This window comes from Fibrella forsythiae (assembly GCF_017353175.1).
Classification (GTDB): domain Bacteria; phylum Bacteroidota; class Bacteroidia; order Cytophagales; family Spirosomataceae; genus Fibrella; species Fibrella forsythiae.
On the sequence record NZ_JAFMYW010000002.1, the window covers coordinates 1019413 to 1040522 of the forward strand.

At 54.0% G+C, this 21110-nt stretch carries 19 protein-coding genes; 7 read left to right on the forward strand and 12 right to left on the reverse strand.

Annotation, left to right across the window (positions count from 1 at the left end; all coding sequences use genetic code 11):
• Positions 1-17 precede the first annotated feature (17 nt).
• The 8 genes from J2I46_RS10255 to J2I46_RS10290 form a co-directional block, all read right to left on the reverse strand.
• On the reverse strand, positions 18-323 hold the full coding sequence (locus J2I46_RS10255) for an AtuA-related protein (protein ID WP_207328904.1): 306 nt from the start codon (positions 321-323) through the stop codon (positions 18-20).
• Between the two features lie 113 nt (positions 324-436).
• Entirely contained in the window at positions 437-1774 is a 1338-nt protein-coding gene (locus J2I46_RS10260; protein WP_207328905.1) for an acyclic terpene utilization AtuA family protein, read from the reverse strand.
• A 60-nt stretch (positions 1775-1834) separates the two neighbouring features.
• Complete coding sequence (locus J2I46_RS10265) at positions 1835-3130, reverse strand: CitMHS family transporter (RefSeq protein WP_207328906.1); 1296 nt, start codon at positions 3128-3130, stop codon at positions 1835-1837.
• 28 nt (positions 3131-3158) lie between these two features.
• Entirely contained in the window at positions 3159-4175 is a 1017-nt protein-coding gene (locus J2I46_RS10270) for an alpha/beta hydrolase (protein WP_207328907.1), read from the reverse strand.
• A gap of 88 nt (positions 4176-4263) precedes the next feature.
• On the reverse strand, positions 4264-5892 hold the full coding sequence (locus J2I46_RS10275) for a carboxylesterase/lipase family protein (RefSeq protein WP_207328908.1): 1629 nt from the start codon (positions 5890-5892) through the stop codon (positions 4264-4266).
• A 106-nt stretch (positions 5893-5998) separates the two neighbouring features.
• Entirely contained in the window at positions 5999-7576 is a 1578-nt protein-coding gene (locus J2I46_RS10280) for a carboxylesterase/lipase family protein (RefSeq protein WP_207328909.1), read from the reverse strand.
• 8 nt (positions 7577-7584) lie between these two features.
• Positions 7585-8472, reverse strand: coding sequence for an alpha/beta hydrolase (locus J2I46_RS10285; RefSeq protein ID WP_207328910.1), 888 nt, complete (start codon positions 8470-8472; stop codon positions 7585-7587).
• Between the two features lie 75 nt (positions 8473-8547).
• Complete coding sequence (locus J2I46_RS10290) at positions 8548-9351, reverse strand: alpha/beta hydrolase (protein ID WP_207328911.1); 804 nt, start codon at positions 9349-9351, stop codon at positions 8548-8550.
• Positions 9352-9455: 104 nt separating this feature from the next.
• Here J2I46_RS10290 and J2I46_RS10295 point away from each other — a divergent pair, with 104 nt between their 5' ends.
• Positions 9456-10181: an NUDIX hydrolase gene (locus J2I46_RS10295; RefSeq protein ID WP_207328912.1), complete on the forward strand. Its 726-nt coding sequence runs from the start codon at positions 9456-9458 to the stop codon at positions 10179-10181.
• An 89-nt stretch (positions 10182-10270) separates the two neighbouring features.
• Positions 10271-11167, forward strand: coding sequence for a 3-hydroxyacyl-CoA dehydrogenase (locus J2I46_RS10300; RefSeq protein ID WP_207328913.1), 897 nt, complete (start codon positions 10271-10273; stop codon positions 11165-11167).
• Between the two features lie 16 nt (positions 11168-11183).
• Here J2I46_RS10300 and J2I46_RS10305 read toward each other — a convergent pair whose 3' ends face one another.
• Entirely contained in the window at positions 11184-12503 is a 1320-nt protein-coding gene (locus J2I46_RS10305) for a sensor histidine kinase (protein WP_207328914.1), read from the reverse strand.
• A 218-nt stretch (positions 12504-12721) separates the two neighbouring features.
• Between J2I46_RS10305 and J2I46_RS10310 the strand changes: the two genes are divergently transcribed.
• Complete coding sequence (locus tag J2I46_RS10310; RefSeq protein WP_207328915.1) at positions 12722-13918, forward strand: alpha/beta hydrolase family protein; 1197 nt, start codon at positions 12722-12724, stop codon at positions 13916-13918.
• A gap of 129 nt (positions 13919-14047) precedes the next feature.
• Here J2I46_RS10310 and J2I46_RS10315 read toward each other — a convergent pair whose 3' ends face one another.
• Entirely contained in the window at positions 14048-14476 is a 429-nt protein-coding gene (locus J2I46_RS10315) for a YtxH domain-containing protein (RefSeq protein WP_207328916.1), read from the reverse strand.
• A 33-nt stretch (positions 14477-14509) separates the two neighbouring features.
• Positions 14510-14761, reverse strand: a complete 252-nt coding sequence (locus tag J2I46_RS10320) for a YtxH domain-containing protein (protein WP_207328917.1) — start codon at positions 14759-14761, stop codon at positions 14510-14512.
• Between the two features lie 227 nt (positions 14762-14988).
• On the opposite strand from J2I46_RS10320, the gene J2I46_RS10325 reads away from it, so the two are divergent.
• From J2I46_RS10325 to J2I46_RS10340, 4 genes are all read left to right on the forward strand, one after another.
• Complete coding sequence (locus tag J2I46_RS10325) at positions 14989-15483, forward strand: SixA phosphatase family protein (RefSeq protein ID WP_207328918.1); 495 nt, start codon at positions 14989-14991, stop codon at positions 15481-15483.
• 30 nt (positions 15484-15513) lie between these two features.
• Positions 15514-16086 carry an FAD-binding oxidoreductase gene (locus tag J2I46_RS10330; RefSeq protein ID WP_207328919.1) on the forward strand — a complete coding sequence of 191 codons (573 nt, stop codon included), beginning with the start codon at positions 15514-15516 and terminating at the stop codon, positions 16084-16086.
• A gap of 119 nt (positions 16087-16205) precedes the next feature.
• On the forward strand, positions 16206-19529 hold the full coding sequence (locus J2I46_RS10335; RefSeq protein WP_207328920.1) for a M4 family metallopeptidase: 3324 nt from the start codon (positions 16206-16208) through the stop codon (positions 19527-19529).
• 161 nt (positions 19530-19690) lie between these two features.
• The gene (locus tag J2I46_RS10340) at positions 19691-20716 is read left to right on the forward strand and encodes a bile acid:sodium symporter family protein (RefSeq protein WP_207329165.1); all 1026 of its coding nucleotides are present in this window, start codon (positions 19691-19693) and stop codon (positions 20714-20716) included.
• A 41-nt stretch (positions 20717-20757) separates the two neighbouring features.
• On the opposite strand, the gene J2I46_RS10345 is transcribed toward J2I46_RS10340, so the two are convergent.
• Positions 20758-21093, reverse strand: coding sequence for an energy transducer TonB (locus tag J2I46_RS10345; protein WP_207328921.1), 336 nt, complete (start codon positions 21091-21093; stop codon positions 20758-20760).
• Positions 21094-21110: the final 17 nt, after the last annotated feature.

Sequence of the window (21110 nt, forward strand, 5' to 3'; positions counted from 1 at the left end):
TAACACGGATGGACGTGTCAGTCCTCTATCCACATTTCCAGCAAGGCATAGCTGAGGCTCTTGCCATGCGTATCCATCGTGAGCGAAGTCGTTACACCGCCCGTCAGTGCCTGCTGACAGACGAATTGAAGGGCGGGCAGGTTGGGTAATTCGTAGCGCAATACGTCGCCTTCGACCAGGGCGTGCAGGTGCTTTTTCACCGCTTCAGCCGTTACGGCTTTCAATAATCGCGGGTAATTGTCGGGGTCATACGGAATGAGCGACAGGGTCAGGGTATTACCTTTATCGCCCGCCCGGCTGTGGGCAATGTCGTAGAGTTTCATGGGAAAGAGTGAATGGCGAAATAGTGAAAGGGTGAATAGGAAACGAGTGAAAGAGTGATTTGTGAAAGGGTGATTTGTGAAATTCGCTCATTCGCCACTCGCTCTTCCACAAATCACCCTTTCAGTCGTTCGCTATTCAATACGCTAATCATTGGTTGAACCTGGGTACGTGGTAAGAGCGTCGATACGATGCCGACTACTTCGTGAATGTATTTGCGAGCACCACCGCCACCTGCCGGGCCGTTTGTATAAAGGGCTTCCACTTCTTCGCCTACCAAGGCTGCCTGTTTGACCGTAATGGCTTTCCCCGCTACCCGAAGCCGGATTTCGTATGGGTCCGGGTACGTTCCGAAACTGGTTCGATGCACCGATGTGCTGCCGATGTAGTCGATTCGGAGGTCGGTGAACTGATGGCCCAGTCGTTCCTGAATGATGGATCCGGCCAACTTGGCGCGGCTCAGCGCATTTGACCCGGCATACGAGATTTCGCCTTCGCCAATGTGGCCGGCATCGTAGCCAACGCTAACCTTCAGCGTGTCGGGGCGTAACGTACCCCGCCCGCCCGTAACACGCACCTGGTCGGGGCCTGTCTGTTCCAGACGGACCTGCGTGAAATCAGCAATCACGTCGGGCGTAATGTAGCAGCTGGGGTCCATCACTTCGTACAAGAGCTGCTCTTTGGCCGTTGCCAGACTCAAAACACCACCCGTCCCGGCCACTTTCCCGAACACGGCTGTGCCATCAGGCGACACATCGGCAAACGGATGGCCCAAATGGGCAAGATCAGGTACGTCCTTCCGGCCGGGATCGGCGAAGTAACCGCCCGTTAGTTGACCCGCGCATTCCAGCAAATGACCAATTACGGTTGCCTGCCCCATCTGATTGGCATCGGCCAGCGACCAGCCAAATGCATGCGCGAGTGGAGCCACGAACAACGACGGATCAGCCACCCGGCCTGTAATGATAATGTTGGCCTCTGTGGCGAGGGCGGGTAAAATAGCGTCGGTGCCGAGATAGGCATTGGCCGACAGCAACGTACCTGATTCGGCCAACGGCTTGCTCGTTTCCAGGGACGTTTCGTTACCCGATAACTGGTCGAACACATCGTCGCCAGTCACGGCGGCCACCGATACGGACAGATCCAGGCGATTGGCAATCTCGATGATCTTATGAGCCGCCGCCAACGGATTAGCGGCCCCCATGTTGGTGATCAACCGAACGTTGTTGGCCAGTAAGTGGGGGAGGAGGGCTTCGATACGGCGTTCCAGCAGCGGGTCGAAGCCTTGGGTCGGGTCTTGCCGTTTACGTTTCTGAGCGAGGGCAATGGTCCGCTCGGCCAGGCATTCCAGCACGAGGTAATCCAGTTGACCTTGCTGAACCAGCACCATTGCCGGGTCGAGCCGATCGCCGGAAAAGCCAGCCCCACACCCAATTCTGATGGTTTTTTTCATCGTTTTTACCCCACCCCATACCCCTCCCCTTAAACAAGGGGAGGAGCTTTTTGAGAGGATTTATAAGTGAATTGATCCCGTGAGTAATGCGGCGAGTGTCATGACGAGGGTGGTGCCGAATGCCCATTTCAGGATGAATTTCTGATGATCGCCCAGATCAACCTCGGCGAGGCCGACCAGCAAAAACGTAGAGGCAGTAAGCGGACTGACCGGAAAGCCAACCGTCATCTGCCCCAGTAGTGCGGCGCGGCCAATTTCGAGTGGGTCGATGCCGAATTGAGTGGCGGTTTGACTCAGAATCGGTACGACCCCAAAGTAATAGGCATCAGGCGTAAAGAGCAGGCTCGCGGGCAGGCTCGTAACGGCCGTGATGGTCGGAATCCAGGTTGCGTGTTGTTGCGGAATGAGCGAGATCAGCGACGTTGCCATAGCCTCGATCATTTTCGAGCCCGTCAGTATGCCCGAGAAAACTCCCGCGGCGAAAATCATGCTCGATACCATGAAAATGTTGTTTCCGTGGCTTTTGAGCACTTTCTGCTGGTCGGGCAGGCGGGGATAGTTGATCAGCAGAGCCACCATCGCAGCCACGACAAATAACACCGGGGCCGGTACCCAGCCTTTCATCAATGTCACAATAAGGCCAACCGTCAGTACGGCGTTGATCCAGAATAACTTGGGCCGCCGGAACTGCCGCTGTTCGTCGGTCAGGTTATCGTGGTGAACGTAGTTCAGATCGATGATGCCCAGCCGTTTACGCTCTTTCAGACCGAACCAGTAGGCCACAAACAACACCCAGCAGATGCCCGCCAGAATGGCCGGTATGTTCGGGTTGAACAACTGGGTGGCGTCGGTCTTGAGCGTTGAGATCGCCCGTGCCGACGTACCTGACCAGGGAACGAGGTGCAACGGCCCTACGCTCAGGGCCACGATGCCGGGCAGGATGAGCCTGTTGATGTTCAGTTGCCGGTAGATGGGCAGAAACGCCGACATCACGATCATAAACGTAGCCGTTCCGTCGCCGTCGAGGTGGACGACCATCGTCAGAATAGCTGTTCCCACGATGACTTTGAGCGGGTCACCTTTTACGTAGCGGATGATAGCAGCAATAATCGGATCGAACAAGCCCGCGTCGAGCATGGTGGCGAAATAGAGCACCGCAAACATGAGCAGTATGCCCGTAGGAGCCACCTGTTTGATCCCCGTCAGAATCATCTCGCCCAGTTCCCTGGGGCCAAAGCCAGCCAACAGACCCATGACCAGCGGCACCAGTACCAGCGCCGTCATAACGGATAATCGTTTGGTGATAATCAGTGCCAGGAAAAGGCTAATGGTGGCGAAACCGAAGAACGAGAGCATCGTACGGGAGGGTTGGCTGGGTGCGTGCTCAGTAGAAGATCTTATTCAAAAACGCGATCATCCGGTCGAGGGCCGGGGGGGCGTCTTTCTGAAAGCTGGTGCCCAGAAACTGGTTCGACCCCGAATCCAGAAAGGCATGGGGGCGACCTTCGTGCACCCAATACTCGAAGTTAGTGTGCCCGGCTTCTTTCAATTTGGCCATAAATGCTTCGATCGACGCCGGAGTGGTCAGGTTATCTTTCGAACCAACCGTGAACAGCATAGGCGGCAGTTTGCGCTCGCTGGCTTTCGGAATGGTGTACAGCGGCGATACCTGTTTGTAGGGAGCGGGGTTGTCGGTCGGATTGATACCGTTGCCGAAAATGCCTCTGGCTTTGGCCTTGCCCATGCTCCAGAAGATGTTGCTTTCTTTTTCGAAGCCACCGAGCGCACTGCCATACAGATCGAATGCGCCATAACTGATCAGCGCTGCCTGAACGGCCAGTCCGTTTGCTTTGGCTACCTGCTCGGCCGTTTTGCCTTTGGGTAGGTACGTTGGCGTGAAACCAAGGGTATTGCCTTGAAAACCATCCGATTCCAGGTTATTACCCTGCAACGCCACCATCGTTGCCAGATGGCCACCCGCACTGTCGCCGGTAACGATGAGCTGACCGGGTTTGCCCTTGTACTTGCTGATGTTGTCTTTCACCCAGAGCACCGCCCCGAATACATCGTTCACGATGTCGTTCATCTTCACCGTGTTGTTCTGGTCGACTAGCAGCCGATAATTCACATTGCACACCACATAATCGGAGTGGCTGGCCAGATACGCCGCCGGCTCGTCCATGATACTCTTGTTGTTGATCAGCCAGCCGCCCCCGTGAAACATAACAATGACCGGATAGCTTGCCTTGCCCGTATTCGGCGTGTAAATGTCCATGGTCAGGTTAAACCCGTTGGGCGACGCCCAGACAATATCACTGGCTTTGGTGAATTTTTCCTCCAGCGCAGGTTTGGCGTTGGTAGATAAGCAAACAAGCGTCAATAACGTAAGTAGGTGGTTCATAGGTATGTTGGGAATGGGTTAACGGGTGCTTTGTACTGCTTGGCCTGCGTCAGCCTACGCAGGCCAAGCAGTACAAAGCACCGCTCAATTACATCGATTTGCCAAGCGCTGCTTCCAGCAACTCCTTGTCGTGGTGGTTTTTGACCTGGTTTACATTGTCGAAAATCATGGTGGCCCCATTCTCGGCGTTGTATTGCGGCCAGGTTGGTAATCCTTTGTGGTTGGGATTGCCGGTACGGGCGAAGGCGACCCAGGCGCGGCTCATTTTATCGGCCAGGGTATGGGCTTCTTTTCCGCCGCCGGTCATTTCTTCACACCGGCTGATGTTGTCGAACGCAAACGGAATTTCCATGCAGTGCATCGATTTATAGAGGCCATCGTTTACCGGCGATGCCCACGAGAACAGATACATGTAAACAGGAGCAGCCCCGGCAACGGCCGCTTTCTGACTGCCCTGACGAATGGCTCCCGCCCGGAAATTGATGTCGATGTTTACGAAATCGGCTGGTTGCACAGTCTCTGGATACGCTCTTTTAACCGCCGTCAGGTACGTGTCAGTCTTGTCGCCCATCCGTTGTTTCAGGCTGGCTTTGGCGATATCCATGTCCGATGGCCGGTTGGCCGGACTAAATGGACCGAACTCGGTTTTGGTGGAGCCGACCAGCAGCGGAATGTTTTTCGATAACGCTAAAGCGGCGGGTTCAGACGGCTGGTAGGGGAGGAACGTGCCGTCGTGGACAGGCCCCCAGCCTAGTCCGAAAGCAGGGCGGTTTTCAGCCTTCAGGCTTTCACCCACTTTGCGGAGGGCTTTTTTGCTGGCGGCATTCAGGCGTTCGTACGAAATAGTCTGCAACGAATCGACCTGACTGGGTTGCAGTTTCAACTCGTCGAGCAGCGCCGCACTGACTTTTTGCATGATGTCTTTTTCGGCGAATGTGGTGATGTAGCTACCGCTTTGCACAATGGCTTTGTGGAACAACCCTTTGGCCGATGGTGCGTTCATGAGGCTGGTCACCTTACCACCGCCGCCCGACTGGCCGAAGATGGTTACGTTATCGGGATCGCCACCAAACTGGGCAATGTTGGCTTTTACCCATTGCAGCGACGCTACCAGGTCCATCAGACCCGCGTTCGCCGAATTTTTGTATTTATCGCCGTAGGCCGACAGGTCCAGAAAGCCGAGCACGTTCAGGCGGTGATTGACCGTTACGACTACCACATCGCCTTTTTTGGTCAGGTTCTCGCCATCATACGAAGGCAATTCGACCGACGAGCCCGCCGTGAAGCCGCCGCCGTGGAACCACACCATAACGGGGCGTTTCTTGGCCTGATTGATCTCGGGCGTCCAGACGTTCAGACTCAGGCAGTTTTCGTTGGTGTAGCCCCAGTCGTGATGAAACGGAAACTCAATTTCATCATTGGTGCTCGTGGTAGCGTCCATCGGGCAAACGGGGCCGTAGGTCATCGAGCTACGTACGCCTGTCCAGGAAGTGGGCTTGGCAGGCGCCAGAAACCGGTCGGCTTTGGCATACGGAATGCCTTTGAAGGTAAACGTGCCATTGTGAATATAGCCTTTCACTCTGCCTGATTCAGTTGGTACAACGGCAATGTCTTTACCCGCCATAACGGGCGTTTGCGCCATTTTTGCCGTCTGCCCAACGGTCAGTAGCGGCAACGCCAGAATGGCCAGTGAGACCAGGATTGATTGCGTTTTCATTGATTTGGGGGAAGTAAGTACTGTGAGTAGGGGTTTGTTAAGTAATAGGTGTCTAATGGACTAGGGTTAGTATGTGTTGCTTCGCGAGCTAGATTACTTACGCTCCTTATTTCCTGCTCATCAGGCCAAACAGGAAATCGAGCGAGGCGGCGTCGGTGAGGGTTTGGGCTTGCACCTTGTCGCCCAACATCATGATTTGCTTGTCGGAAACTGAATAGGCAGGCCAGTGCGGCACGCCTTTGCCGTCAGGATTACCCGTTTTAATGAAGTTGACCCAGTAGGTCGACATCGTTCTAGCCAGTTCGTCGTCGGTTGCGTTGAGTGGGCGAAGCTGCTTGTCGATGAATTTAAGGTTGTCGTAAGCATAGGCCACTTCACCGGTATGAAACGCACCGTATCGGGCGTATTCACCCGTGGCGGGTAACTTCCGGGTGAACCGATAGACATAGACCTTTTTCCCTTGCCCACTCTCCAGGTTAGCCCAGCCGTAGTTCTGGGCACCGAAGATCTGATCGCGCGAGAGGTTATTCTGCGACGTTGCTGCCTGTGCGTCGGTCTCGCCCGGATAATGAACCAGCATCGTTTCGCCGTCGGCACCATATTGCTGCCTGATTTGTCGTTTATAGTCGACCGCGTTCTTGGGCGGACTAAACGACATGCCTTCATCTTCGTTCCAACCCGTCAGTAGCGTAACCTTGTTTTGGTGACCCGCCCTGAACAACTCGGCCATCGGCTGCGGAATCACGTACCCGTCAACAATGGGGCCGCGCACACTGCCCTGGCCTTTCTGCAAAATCTCGGCGGCTGATTTGGCCCTCAGTTCCGCCAGCGACGACGTACCCATTGTCTGCATCACCTTCATGCCGCTTTCTTCAGCCTGCGCCAGCGTAGACATGGGCCGGGCCAGACTGGCTCCGCTCTCGGCAATGGCTTTGGTGAACAGGTTTTTTGCCAATGGCGAAGCCACCAGGCAATTGACGCTCATCGACCCGGCCGACTGACCGGCGATGGTGACGTTGTTGGGGTCACCGCCAAACTGCGCGATGTTCTGCTTCACCCAGCGGAGAGCCGCGATCTGATCCATCAGCCCGTAATTACCCGACGCGTTCTGCCCCGACTCTTTGGTCAACTCAGGGTGTGCGAAGAAGCCGAATGGCCCCACCCGGTAGTTGGCACTCACGAGAATAACACCTTTTTGAGCGGTTGCCTCGCCGTCGTAGATCGGTACATTACCGCCACCACTCCCGAATCCGCCGCCGTAAATCCACAGGAGGACCGGCAGGCGTTCCTGAGGCCGTTTCTCCGTGGCTGACTTAGCGCCGGTCCATACGTTCAGGTAGAGGCAATCTTCGCTGATCGGTTCTTTCGCAATGAGGTACTCCGCGCTCCAGGGGCCAAACGGACTGGGTGTACCCTGCATAGGGCTTGGACCAAACGCATCGCATTTCCGAACGCCCGTCCACGGTTTCACGGGTTGCGGTGCTTTCCAGCGAAGGTTGCCAACGGGTGGGGCCGCAAAGGGAATTCCCCGGAAAATACGGATGTCGCCGGCCGCGTTGAACGTACCTGACACCAGTCCACCGTCAATTTTTACCGGGTCAAACTCCTTCGCGACGGTTGTAAACGCAGCTATGCCGAGCAGGGTAACGAAAGCGGCGCTGAATAGACCGATTGTAGTTTTCATGTGTATAATTAAAGAACGGTAACCTGATTGGCGGTCAGAATTTTATGGAAGAAGAGCAGGTGATACGGCAGCGAATTTTCCCAGTAATCCCAGGTATGCGCACCGGGGCGTTCGGTATAGTCGTGCGGCGTTTGGTTGGCCATTAGCTGACGGTGTAAATCCCGGTTGCCTTCGATCAGAAAATCATCTACGCCGATATCCAGTATCAACGGAAGCTTATTGGCTTTGAGCTGATCGGCCAGGGTCACCATCGTAAAGCCCGGATACGGCGCGTCGCCGTTTTTCGGCGGACCTAACAACCGGGCCAGGTTCTCGGCGCGTGATTTGGCGAAGTCGGCCGGTACTTTCCAGGTTGCCGTATTGATGTTCATAACACCACTCATGCTACCCACGGCGGCGTACAGTTCCGGGTGGCGGCTGGCAATGAACATGGCCCCGTGACCACCCATCGACAGGCCCGCAATGACGCGTCCTTTCTTATCGCGGACGGTGCGATAGGTGTTGTCAATCCGATCAACGAGCTCCTTCGAAATAAACGTCTCGAACTGGCTGGTTTTCACCAGTGGACTATCGAAATAGTAGCTCGTTGGATCACCATCCGGTGTTACGATGATGATGTTGTATTGATCGGCCAGGCGGTGAAGCAGTGTTTTGTCGGGCGTTTTGGTCAGCCAGTCGCGGAAGCCGCCTGAGCCGCCGTGGAGCAGGTACAGAACCGGGAAAGCTTGTTTTTTGGCTTTTTTGTAGCGCTCCGGAAGAACAACCGCGGCCCGGAGCGTTCGGCCCATACTGCTGCTGGGTACGTCGAGTGTATCGACCCTGGCGGCAAGGAGAGGACACGTCAACAGCAGGCTAAACGCCAGGAGCAGGAGCTTGGTCGTGAATGAGTTATGCATGATTTATTGGGTCAATGAGCCATTTGACTTCAATACGTTCTGAAAAAACAGGATATGATAGGGCAGCGAGTTCTGCTAGTAGCCCCAGGTGTGGCCGCCCGGATGTTCGGTGTAATCATGCTCTACTTTGGCGTAGACCAGCCGCCGGTGCAGCTCGCGATTTGGCTCGATCAGGAAATCATCCACCCCACAATCGATGATCAGAGGCAGTTTGTTCGCTTTCAGCTTATCCACCATGTTCACCACTGAGTTGGCGGCGTAGTAATCGGGTGTTGACCCGGGAGCGCCCAGGATGCGGGTAAACTGAGGCTCGATCTGTTTGGCAAACTCAGGTGCTATCCGCCAATTGGCCTGATTCAGATCCAGCGCGCCGCTCATACTGCCGGCCGCGCAATACAGGTCGGGGTGGCGCGTTGCCAGGTATAGCGCTCCATGCCCGCCCATCGACAGGCCCGTGATGACCCGGCCTTTGCGGTCGCGGATGGTACGGTAGGTATTATCGATCTTGTCGATGACTTCTTTAGTGAGGTACGTTTCAAACAGGTTGTCTTTCTGAACCGGGCTGTCCAGATACCCGCTTAGTCGGTCGCCTTCGGGCATCACAATAATGAGGTTGTACTGATCGGCCAGTTTCTGAACGAGCGCCTTATCGGGCGTTTGTTTGAGCCAGTCGCTGAACTGACCGCCACCGCCGTGAAGTAGATAGAGCACCGGCAGCGTATTTTTTAGGTTGGCATATGACTCGGGTAGCACTACCGCCGCGCGCATGGCTCGGTTCATTACTTTGCTGGGTACGTCGAGCGTGTCTACTTTGGCACTGAAAGCAGAAAAAGCGGCGGTCTGCAGGCATACATACAGGAGCAGGCGGATTGAACGCATAGTTAGAAGGAGGAGTAAACGAGGTGTAGTCAATACCTTTACGTCAAAAGTACGTAAAGAAGGATTTGTTGATCGATACATACCGGTCTTTGTTGTAAAATTTTATGATCGACTATAACCATCCGGCGGTTCGCTACTATCAGGAGGTTTCTGAACAGTGCATTCATTACCTCTCCATCGACGGGGTGATCTTCGGCTTTCACGAGAATCAGCTGAAGGTGTTGCTGTTGCGCTGGAAGAATACGACGGAGTGGAGCTTACCGGGCGGCTTCATTCGGAAAGCGGAATCGGTCGACGTGGCGGCGCAGCGCGTGGTGCAGGAGCGAACAGGCCTCGACAAGCTGTATTTGCAGCAGTTTCACGTTTTCGGAGAAGCCAATCGCTACGATCAGGCCGACACCTGGGCACGAACGAAACTGCCGATCCAGACCGTGAAGTGGTCGGAACGGACGATCTCCATTGGCTATTACGCCCTGGTAGAACATTCGAAGGTGGTGCCCACGCCCGATTTCATGACCGATGAGTGCTGCTGGTGGCCTATCGACAACGTACCCAGCCTGCTGTTCGACCATAACAACATCATCAACGTGGCGTTAGGCTCGCTCCGAAAGCAGATTGAAGACCAGCCGATCAACCACTTACTGCCCGAAACGTTTACTATTCCGGAATTGCAACGGCTGTACGAAACCATTCTGGGTTACCCACTCGATGCCCGCAATTTCTACAAGAAGATAGTTGGCTCGGGAGCACTTGAACGACTGTCTGAACGCCGGGCTGGCACGCCCCACAAAGCTCCCTATCTGTACCGATTTAAAGCGAAGCACCTGTAACAAGGCCGTTCACGTACTTTTTGACGACTCCCGAAATTTGCTCTGCAGGTAGCGGGTTAAGTAGGGGAGTCAACCTGTGTAACGGAGTAATGGACATTCAGCATGTGACGGTTTTTGGCGCCGGTGTATTGGGTAGCCAGATTGCTTTTCAAACCGCTTTCCACCAGTTCAACGTAACAATCTGCGACATCAGTAACGATCAGCTCCACAAAGTCAGCCATCGGTTTATGGAACTAGGCGACTTGTACAAGCGTGATCTGGGTGCCTCGCAAGCTGCAATAGATGCCACTCTGCAACGGCTGACCTGTTCGAGCGAGATGGCCGAGGCTGTACGCCACGCCGATCTGGCCATTGAAGCCATTCCGGAAGATGTGCAACAGAAGAAGGAGTTTTACCTGGAGCTGGGACAGGTGGCCCCCGCTAAAACCATTTTTGCCACCAACTCGTCGACACTTCTGCCCAGTCAATTTGCGAAGGAAACCGGTCGGCCCGATTGCTTTCTGGCGTTGCATTTTGCCAACGAAATCTGGAAGAACAACACGGCCGAGATCATGGGGCATGCCGGCACAGACCCAGGTACGTTCAATGCCGTTGTTGACTTCGCGAAAGCAATTGGCATGCTCGCGATTCCCATTCACAAAGAGCAACCCGGGTATGTGCTCAATACGTTGCTGATGCCTTTTCTGCGCGCCGCGCTCGAACTGTATCTGAAAGGAATAGCCGACCCCGAAACCATTGATAAGACCTGGATGAAGGCGACGGGGGCTCCAAAAGGTCCGTTCGCCATTTATGATATGGTGGGGTTGACAACCGCCTATAACATCACCAAGCTGAACGCCGACAAGACGGGCGACCGAATTCTGCAACGAGCTGCCCAGACGCTGAAAGAACGGTTTATCGATCAGGGGAAACTGGGCGTACTGACCGGCGAAGGTTTTTATACGTACCCGAATCCGGCCTACCAGCAGCCCGATTTTTTGCACTAGTAGTGTAAGGCTCCGGCTAGTTGTCAGGCGTACGCATGCTCATACGTATACGAAATAGCGTGCCTCTGCCTTCGATACTTTCCAGCTCCATGCTGGCTCCGATCAGTTCGCAGAGGCGTTTTACAATTTGCAGGCCAACACCTTCGCCTTTTTCCTCTGCGCCGGGCCCCGGCTCGCCTAGTAACGGCCCTGCGGGAATCTGATGGTCTTCATTGGGAATAGTTGATACTGGCTGCCCTTCATCCGGCGATAGCACACTGGTTTCTTCAACGATGGGTCTGAACTGCTGATGAAAATACTCCATTAATTTGGTGGGCATCCCCGGCCCCGAATCCTGCACACTGAACCCCCACCGCCAGTCGTTTTCGGCCGACCAGGAAACCGAGACCATACCCGGTTCATCTTTACTACTGGGCGTATGCAGCAATGCATTGACGAGTAAGTTCTGAACGATGCGGTAAATCTTGATCCGGTCAGTTTTTACAGGGAGCGAATCCGGACCATCGGCGCGCAGGATAACACCTCGTTCGACGGCCTTGGGCTGCGCATTGGCTACCAGTTCGTTCAGGAGTTGGGCGGCGTCAAAATCCTCTAAATGAATGGGTTCCTGGCCAGCTTCAAGCCGGGCCAGATCCATCAGGCTTGTCAGCATAGACTCAACATGCGCCAGGTTTCGGTTCAGCATATCGCTGTACTGTTTCCGGTCTTCCTGGCTTAACCCATCCAGTTGAAGCAGAGAAGCAGCCCCTATGCTTAAGCCAAGCCCACTCCGCAGATCGTGCGACGACGTCCGAAGCATGTCACCCCGCAGCCTTGACAAGTCATACATTTCCTGAAGCGCCTCTTCCAGGCTAGCCGCCCGGTCGGCCGCCTGAAGCCGCTGAAGCTCATCGTGTTTGGATATACTGCCCGACACGATATCGTTCATCAAGGCCATGATCTGCTGTTGCGCCCGTAATACCAGATCAGGGTCTGATTGAGGAAACAACTGTCGATAGAGCCTCAATTCATTGAACAATTCGGTCGACAGATGATGAAGCTCCTTCAACAACTCCGGCAAGCCAAGTGATTTTTGCCAGCGGTGCAGGCCATGGGCTCTGGCGGCGGTGGCTGGCTCTACCAGTGGCTTTTCGCCCAGTAGCTGCTGCTCGAGAATGTCGAACATGATCGGCATCAGGTTATTGAATTCCTCACGCGACAGAATAGCGATCTTCTTCAGCGACGTGTCTGCTTCGCAGGCCGACCGCCAGTTATTAAGTACTGTCTCGCGCCGGTTGAACAGAAAGTCAACCAGGTCTTTTATAGCTTTGGGATGAACAGACGAGTTCGAATGCATGGGTAAGATTAAGATGAAGTGTGTGATGACTGGTGAAATTTACAGAGTATAAAACCCCCCGGTAGTAGTGAGGAGGTAGAAATAGACCCAAGAAGTTATGTAAAGGGCCAGTCACTTAGCGTCGGGTTAAGCTGTAGGTAGCCCCTGAACCCAAACGGGGAAAACTGAACGTAAGGGTACAGAAACGTGTTTTTCAAGTAACAATCACTCAACGTTTCATGATCAAAATCCTGCTGCTATCGGCTCTGTTCGGGCTGGTAGCTTTAGCACCGTCGGCCTGTCGTCAGGCGGCTCCTGCTGATGTTGTCACTGCGCCAAAACCGCCCACACTTGTTAGCTCAGAATTGCTGGGTACGTACACTGTTGATCAGCTGAAAGGGCGTTATAACGGGGCCACGTCGTTTCTGAAATTGCTTACGCAGTATGGTATCAAGGTTTATCGCCTTACCTACAATACCACCAATTCGGATGGCAGCGCTATCGTAGCATCGGGTGCGGTACTGATTCCACAGACTGCGCAGGCCCTTTCGCTGATCAGTATGCAGCATGGCACGATCAGCAGCGATGAGCAGGCACCGTCTTATTACCGAAGCAGCAGTGAAGCCTACACGTTCGGTTCGGTGTTCGCGTCGGTGGGGTATATCGTGGCTGCGCCGGACTACATCGGATACGGGGCATCAAACAAGCTACCGCATCCGTATGAGCATTATGCGTCGCTGGCCTCTGCCTCGCTGGATATGCTGCGGGCCACGAAGGAGTTTCTGGCTGCCCAGAAGGTGAACTGGAATCAGAAATTGTACACGGCAGGCTATTCGGAAGGCGGCTACGCAACAATGGCCTTACAGAAGAAGCTGGAAGCCGAAGCGCTGACCGAATTTAACCTGATCGCTTCCAGCGCCGGAGCGGGGGCGTATGATAAACCGGCCTTCATGCGCTATATCGTGAACACACGTACCCAGGGCAGCGTTGATTATAACCGGCTGTATCTGTGGGTGCTGCTGACGTACGACCGCGTATACGGCCTGAACCGTCCGGCGTCGTACTACTTCAAAGAGCCATATGCCAGCCGGGTGCAGGCAAATGGTCGCAGTGCGCTGATCAACGTCAGTTTCAACGAAGCGCTGACCGACACGTTCCGGCAGGCTATTCAGAATGGAACAGATACGGAGTTTATCAGGGCAGTGCAGGCGAATGATATCCACGACTGGAAACCGCTGGCTCCAACCCGGCTATATCATGGCGATGCCGACAGTACGGTGTTCTATTTTAATACACAGAACGCCTATGATGCCATGCAGTCACGGGGCGCAACCAACGTAGCGCTCTACCGCCTGCCCGGCCGCACCCACGCTACGGGTATCCTTGATTTTGTGCTGGGTACGTTCGAGTTTTTCAGCTCGAAACAAGCCCAGTAAACCGCCCGCAGATTTCTCCCGAATCTGCACGCCACAAAAAGCGAACGCCCCCGGCTTTGGTAAGCCGGGGGCGTTCTTTCATAGATCGTTGAGTAAATCAGTACTGTTGTACTGGGCACTGGGTAGCTTTTAGTCGATTTTGATCGACTCTTTCGCTGAATTAATTCCAGACTTGGCTGTATCGGCTGTGTCTTCTACTGCGTTGTTAAAATCAGCTTTCGCTTCATATTTATGGGCGTCGAACTCAGATTGCGCCTGACCTTTAGTCTGGTTGAACTGGTCTTTTGCCTGACCAACCAACTGGTTCGCCTGATCTTTTACCTGACCAACATACTGGTTGGCCTGTTCTTTCACCTTACCAAATTGGTCTTTCGCCTGATCAACATATTGGCCAGCCTGTTCTTTCACTTTGCCGAACTGATCTTTCAGGTCTTCTGACCGTTTGTTGGCTTCATCGACCAGTTTTTCGCGGGTTTCTTTGCCGCTCCGGGGAGCTGTCAGAATACCAATGGCTACGCCTGTCAACAGGCCGGTTAGGAAATCACGTGTGCTACGCATTGTTTTCTTGATTTACGAGTTGGTTGATTGATACTAAAATTTGGCGCGACGTTTGGCGTCTGCAGCCACACTCTTTGTTTTGTCGGTTGCCGTTTCAACATAATCGTTGTACTGCTTCCGAATGCTTTCCAGACCATCCTGAAGTTGATCTTGAAGATCGCTGAAAAAATTGTCGGTGTCGGATACAAGGCCTTCGCGGGTTTTTTTACCGCTTTGTGGTGCCAGAAGCACCCCGACTACCACACCTGCTGCGATGCCAAGTAGTATTCCGGGTAGTGATTTCATGAGTATGTGTGTTATGTGAATTGGGTCATGGAGACGTAATCTGTAGTGAAAAAAGCGTACCAATAAGATGGCTCATAGGTGTAATAAATCCTTAAACAACTGTACAACAGGTATTTGGCAGGTGGTTAACGGTATAGTATAAAACTGTGGTGTATCTTGCCAACGGGGAACAACTTCCACAAACTGGTTAGTATGGCCCCCACTGATCTACTCAAACCATGTACACAATGCTCAAAACTTACCTGGTAGGGCTCACGCTGCTTGGCGTGTGTGCCAGTTGTTCGCCAACGGCCACGCTCTATATCGTTCGCCATGCCGAACGGGCCAATGATTCAGACACAACCAGTCTGTCGGCCGACGGACTGCGCCGCGCTGATAAACTGGCTCTACGATTGGCTCAGGTGCATCTGGATACAATCTACGTGACTCCCTATACACGTACCCGGCAAACGGCCCTGCCCACCGCACACTCAAAGGGGCTGCCGTTAACACAATACCCCCCAAGCCCCGTTACCAGACTCACCCAGCGTATACGTACTTTTCGGAACAAATCGGCGCTGGCGGTTGGCCACAGCAATACCATTCTGGAAATTGCCCGTGACCTGGGCACAACGCCGGTTCGGCAAATGATTCAACATGGTGACTATGCCAATCTGCTGATCGTCAAAATGCGCCTGACCAGTTCTGGCTGGAAAGCAACCCTCAAGGAAGAGACCTACTAAACCTAATAACGTGCTTTACACCAACCTACTATGCAGAAAACGCTACTCACTATTGCTCTGCTGACTACAATAACCACCACGGCCTTTACGCAGGCCCCCACCGTCGCCGCTCCGAATTCGCTGCCAAAGAAAGCACCCGTAAAAACGGATAAAACGCCGACCATGGTGATGCGGATCAAGAAAAAAACGGCCTCCCACACAGCCACGACCCAGAAAAAAACGACCTCCCGCGAGATTCCAGACACGTATAAAGGCCGGATTCTAACGGTTGGCTCGGGAGGCGGGGTGGTCGGGAAAGAAAAGGCCTATCTGCTCCTCGACGATGGACGCCTGTTCAGTCGGCAATCGGGGCAGAAAACCTATACGTTTGTCGGTCAGCAAACGGCCGATAATACCAAAAAGGTATTCTGGTCGGTCGAAGATCGGTGTGCCATCAGGAAAACCGCTTACAACAAACCGGGTAATATCTATCGCTTCGTCAACTGGAAAAAGGGTGCCGTGCAACATAAGGTGGCCTGGGCTCCCGGTGATAAGCAGTTACCCCCCAACTACGAACAGGTCTATAGCGGCTTCATGGGTATGATTCCCGCTGCTTACAGGTAGTGCTGGTTAATTGGTTGGCTGGTTAATTGGTTATCGAAGAACCCAATAACCAATTAACCAGCCAACCAATTAACCAGCCAACCAGCCAACAACTCAACCATCCCACCTACCCCCTTACTATGAAATTACTCTACGCTTGCTTAGTTATATCGGCCGGTGCGTTGGCCCAGCCACCTGTTCAGGACAGTAATGCCCAGTTGAACGGGGCTATGCCGGGTTTCGGTCGTGGCTTTGCCATGAAGCAGAAAACCGGGCGCGCTGATCTGGATCTGGCCCGTCGCCTTAACGCCACAGATGTGCCGCTTCCTGCCGACCAACGTACCCGGCAAACACTGCTGGCAACCGGTAGCGCTCCCGTGTCGCTGCCGCCGCTGAAGTTGAAGATCGTGCGCGATGCCTCGTCGGGCCTGCCTGTTTACGTCGAAAACCTATCGGCAGGTAAAGGCACGTCGAGTCAGCGGGCCCGCCGGACAATTCAGGCCACTACCTACCAGTTTCTGAGCCAGGTACGTGGTGTTCTGATGATCACCGACCCTGAGCAGTCATTTACCATCAAACAAACTGATACCGACGACCTGGGCCAGACCCATCACCGCATGAGACAAACACATCGGGGTGTTCCGGTCTACGGTGCCGAACTGACGGTACATCAGGTCAACGGTGAGGTGACGCTCATGACGGGGCAGTACCGGCTAATTCCGTCGACCCTCGATGTGCGGCCGTCATTATCGCTGGTGCAAGCGGGTAAAGAGGCATTTCGGCACATGGGCAAATCGGCACCGGTGCAGATGTTTGGGCAGAGTCTGCTAAAACTGGAACCCGTCGTTGGCGAACTCTGCGTGTACGCAGGTAGCGTAGATTCGAAAGAAGCCCCCCGGCTTGCCTACGACCTTACCGTTCGGCCCAACCTGATGGAGCGCTGGCAGTATATCGTTGATGCACAAACGGGCGAGGTGCTTCGGAAATTCAACAGTACCTGCAGCATCGATGGGCCGCGCGATGCCTCGGCCCGCGACCTCAACGGCGTAACGCGCACGTTCAAAACGTATCAGATCGGGAGCAACTACGTGATGATGGACGCCACCCGCGCCATGTACAGCACCGCCAAATCGAAACTACCCGACAGCCCCGTTGGTGCGCTTTGGGTTATCGACGCGGGCAATACCTACGGCGATAATATCAGCGTGAAACAGGTGTCTTCAACCAACAATACGAACTGGTCAACTACGGCGGCGTCGGCCCAGTATAACGGCGGCATTGCGTACGAATATTTCCTGAAGACCTTTAAACGAAACGCTATCAACGGATCTGGCGGAACGATTACCTCGATCATCAACGTCAACGACCCCGAAACGGGTAAAGGCATGGATAATGCCTACTGGAACGGCGAGTACATGATGTACGGAAATGGCGACGTGGGCTTTAAGCCACTGGCCGGTTCGCTCGATGTGGCTGGTCATGAAATGAGTCATGGTGTGATTCAGAATACGGCCAATCTGGTATACGACGGGCAGGCTGGGGCCATCAACGAATCGTTTGCCGACGTGTTTGGCGTATTGATCGACCGTGACGACTGGACCATCGGCGAAGAGGTAGTGGTAAGCAAATACTTTCCCTCGGGGGCATTGCGGAGCATGGCCAACCCGAATCAGGGCGGCAAAACGGATAATGGGTATCAGCCCAAAACGATGGCGCAGTATGTGAGTACCACCGAAGATAACGGCGGTGTACACATCAACAGCGGCATTCCTAACTACGCTTTTTACCAGATTGCTACGGCTATCGGCAAAGACAAAGCCGAGCAGATCTATTACCGCGCCCTGACTCTGTACCTAACCCGCTCGTCGAAATTCCTGGATCTTCGGCTGGCTCTTATCAAGGCAGCAACCGATATACACGGAGCCAGTGGTTCGGAAGTAGCCGCTATAAAAGCCGCCTTCGATAATGTGGGCATTACCGAAACCAGTAGTACTCCCACGCAGGACAAAGCGCCCATTCCAACCTCTACGGGACAGGATTTCGTGGCGTTAGTCAGCACCAGCGATAGTAAACTGTATAATACACCCTACCCGACAACGGCCTTCACCCAGCGTAGTTTATCGGGATTGAAACGTCGCCCCAGTCTTACCGATGATGGTAGTGTAGCCGTGTTTGTGGGGAGTGACGGAAAAATCCGGGCATCGAGCATGACGCGCCCTGCCTCCGAAACTGTGATTTCACAGGAGGCGGGCTGGGCCAACGTGGTAATCTCGAAAGACGGTACGAAACTCGCCGCCCTGACCGATAAGCAGGACGGCAAACTGTGGGTCTACAGCTTCGATCTGCAGAAATGGAACACGTTTACGCTCTATAACCCAACCTCAGCACAGGGCGTAAAAACGGGCGAAGTAGCCTATGCAGACTCCTTTGAGTGGGATTATTCGGGCGAGTTCATTATCTACGACGCCTATAATAAGCTCACCAATTCCAGCGGGCAGGCCGTCGATTATTGGGATGTGGGCATCATCAACGTCTGGGATGGCTCCAAAAAGAACTTTGCCACGGGCCGGATTGATAAGTTGTTCACGGATCTCGACGAAGGCATCAGCATCGGAAACCCATCCTTCTCGAAGACCTCGCCCGACCTGATTGCCTTCGATTACTTCGACGAGAATGACAAGTCATACTACGTATTATCGGCTAATATTGAGAAGGGCGATGTGAATATCGTCTACGAAAACAACGATCTTGGTTTTCCGGGCTATTCCCGGACTGACAACGCCATCGTATTCGGAACCATAGATAAGTCTGGCAAAGAAAGCGTGGCGCTGATAAATCTGAACACCGATAAACTGACCCCTAGGGGAACGGCCGCTACGCCTCTCTACACGGGTGCCAAATGGCCGGTGTGGTATTCAAACGTAGCACGGGCCATTCCAACGAAGGTGAACCAAACCATCACTTTCAATGCAATTGCCGATCAGATGCTCACGGCGGGAAGCGTTACGTTGCAGGCTACCTCATCGGCTGGCTTAGCGGTTGGCTTCTCCGTGCAGGCTGGCCCGGCTGAACTGGTCGGCAATCAGCTACGCTTTACGGGCGTCGGGTCGGTCACGGTCGTTGCGTTTCAGGAAGGGAACACGCAGACGTATGCCGCTACGCCCGTGGCCCGCACGTTTCTGATCAAGGCCCCCATTCTGGCTGTTGAACCCGACTGGGCCAATGAGGTGCGGCTATACCCAAACCCCAGCCGCAGCCGCGTCGTGGTTGAACTGCCCAACGGCGTAAGCTGGCAAACGGCCAATCTGGTCAGTACTTCCGGCGCTGTAGTGCAGCAACACCGCAGTGCGGCTACGTTGGGAAGTACGCTCTCTCTGGACCTGGGTACGTTGCCATCGGGCCTGTATGTAATCAGTATTGAAACGAATCAGGGGCGTATACAGCGCAAACTGATGCGGGAATAAGCAAGGGGTTTTAGAAACAGAGGCGCATAGTTCGGCAATACAGAGTAAGGTCTTATTGATCGTCTGTATGCCGGATTATGCGCCTCCGTGTATCACCGCGCGTTCGTTACACAAACTCATTACTCCCAAACGAAAGCCGCACGAAGCGGGTTAGTTTGAGTATGGCAAAAACGTCGTTCGCTACGCTGCTGGCCCGTGTTGGCCTCGACTGGTTTATACTGGCTCTAGTAGGCATGATTGGTCTGGCTAAACTCTGGCCGGAACCTGGTTTGCAGGAAGGTCCATTGTCGATCTCGTCACTGACCAACTACGGCGTATCGCTGATCTTCTTTTTCTACGGGCTAAAACTCAACGTCGACCAGCTAAAAGCGGGGTTGCGCAATTATCGCCTGCACCTGCTGATTCACCTCACTACGTTTGTTCTTTTTCCGGCCCTTGTGTTGGGGGCACGTGCCCTGCTGGTATCGCCTGAAACCGCGCTGCTCTGGACAGGTATTTTTTATGTGGCCGCCCTGCCTTCTACCGTTTCCTCGTCGGTGGTGATGGTATCGATCGCCAACGGGAATATGCCGGCGGCGATCTTCAACGCCAGTATTTCCAGCCTGATCGGTGTGTTTATCACGCCGGTCTGGATGAGCGTATTGCTGAGTGCCAACAATAACCAGTTCGATTTACAGGGGGTAATCCTGAAGCTATCGCTACAGGTGATTGCACCGGTTGTGCTCGGGCTGCTGCTGAACAAAAAACTGGGCTGGTTCTCCGAAAAAAACAAGACAGCCCTCCGCTATTTCGACCAGCTAACGATTCTGCTGATCGTGTACACCGCCTTTTGCGAATCATTTCATCTCAACCTCTTTCGCAATTACTCGGCACTCGATCTGCTGCTACTGACGGCCGGCATGCTGCTGCTTTTTTTTGTGGTTTTTGGCTTTGTGCTGGTCGTTAGCCGGTGGCTTCATTTTAGCCGGGAAGATCGTATCGCGGCGTTATTCTGCGGTTCCAAGAAATCGCTGGTGCAGGGGAGTGTGATGGTGAAAGTGCTGTTTCCGCCCACAGCAGTCGGGGTTATACTCCTGCCCATCATGGTCTACCACGCCCTGCAACTAATCATAGCCAGCATCCTGGCCAAGGCAATGGTCAACTGGCAACCAGCCCCACAACCAGTGAAAGTGGAGAGCAACACATAGCCGAACAACGTACCTGGCACAGTGTTGTGGTTTGCGCAGGGTCAGGAAAAGCGGATTGGCAGCACCAACTTAACCCCGACCGGCTCACCGGCCAACGTACCTGGCGTCGAGGCTGGCATGGATTCTACCAACCGAATCGCTTCCTGATTACAGGCAGGATCGAGGCCTGCCAGTATGATAAAATCACTGGTTGTACCATCCGTATTGACGATGAATTCAACGATCACGTTTGCCTGACTACAGGCAATTTGAGTGGGCTGAAGGTATCGCTGATTACTACGTACATAGTTGGCCAGGCCCGGAAGGCCACCGGGAAATGCGGGGTTTATAAACGCGCCTTTCTGTTCGGGCGAACCCGTATCCAGTAATTCAGACATGACCTTGCTAGTACGTG

Bases quoted from the DNA above. Each gene is read 5' to 3' on its own strand.
- J2I46_RS10275 (WP_207328908.1), bottom strand. From the start codon at position 5,892: ATGAAAACGCAATCAATCCTGGTCTCACTGGCCATTCTGGCGTTGCCG.
- J2I46_RS10255 (WP_207328904.1), bottom strand. From the start codon at position 323: ATGAAACTCTACGACATTGCCCACAGCCGGGCGGGCGATAAAGGTAAT.
- J2I46_RS10335 (WP_207328920.1), top strand. From the start codon at position 16,206: ATGAAATTACTCTACGCTTGCTTAGTTATATCGGCCGGTGCGTTGGCC.
- J2I46_RS10305 (WP_207328914.1), bottom strand. From the start codon at position 12,503: ATGCATTCGAACTCGTCTGTTCATCCCAAAGCTATAAAAGACCTGGTT.
- J2I46_RS10300 (WP_207328913.1), top strand. From the start codon at position 10,271: ATGGACATTCAGCATGTGACGGTTTTTGGCGCCGGTGTATTGGGTAGC.
- J2I46_RS10295 (WP_207328912.1), top strand. From the start codon at position 9,456: ATGATCGACTATAACCATCCGGCGGTTCGCTACTATCAGGAGGTTTCT.
- J2I46_RS10325 (WP_207328918.1), top strand. From the start codon at position 14,989: ATGCTCAAAACTTACCTGGTAGGGCTCACGCTGCTTGGCGTGTGTGCC.
- J2I46_RS10345 (WP_207328921.1), bottom strand. From the start codon at position 21,093: ATGTCTGAATTACTGGATACGGGTTCGCCCGAACAGAAAGGCGCGTTT.
- J2I46_RS10320 (WP_207328917.1), bottom strand. From the start codon at position 14,761: ATGAAATCACTACCCGGAATACTACTTGGCATCGCAGCAGGTGTGGTA.
- J2I46_RS10270 (WP_207328907.1), bottom strand. From the start codon at position 4,175: ATGAACCACCTACTTACGTTATTGACGCTTGTTTGCTTATCTACCAAC.
- J2I46_RS10290 (WP_207328911.1), bottom strand. From the start codon at position 9,351: ATGCGTTCAATCCGCCTGCTCCTGTATGTATGCCTGCAGACCGCCGCT.
- J2I46_RS10330 (WP_207328919.1), top strand. From the start codon at position 15,514: ATGCAGAAAACGCTACTCACTATTGCTCTGCTGACTACAATAACCACC.
- J2I46_RS10340 (WP_207329165.1), top strand. From the start codon at position 19,691: ATGGCAAAAACGTCGTTCGCTACGCTGCTGGCCCGTGTTGGCCTCGAC.
- J2I46_RS10285 (WP_207328910.1), bottom strand. From the start codon at position 8,472: ATGCATAACTCATTCACGACCAAGCTCCTGCTCCTGGCGTTTAGCCTG.
- J2I46_RS10260 (WP_207328905.1), bottom strand. From the start codon at position 1,774: ATGAAAAAAACCATCAGAATTGGGTGTGGGGCTGGCTTTTCCGGCGAT.
- J2I46_RS10280 (WP_207328909.1), bottom strand. From the start codon at position 7,576: ATGAAAACTACAATCGGTCTATTCAGCGCCGCTTTCGTTACCCTGCTC.
- J2I46_RS10310 (WP_207328915.1), top strand. From the start codon at position 12,722: ATGATCAAAATCCTGCTGCTATCGGCTCTGTTCGGGCTGGTAGCTTTA.
- J2I46_RS10315 (WP_207328916.1), bottom strand. From the start codon at position 14,476: ATGCGTAGCACACGTGATTTCCTAACCGGCCTGTTGACAGGCGTAGCC.
- J2I46_RS10265 (WP_207328906.1), bottom strand. From the start codon at position 3,130: ATGCTCTCGTTCTTCGGTTTCGCCACCATTAGCCTTTTCCTGGCACTG.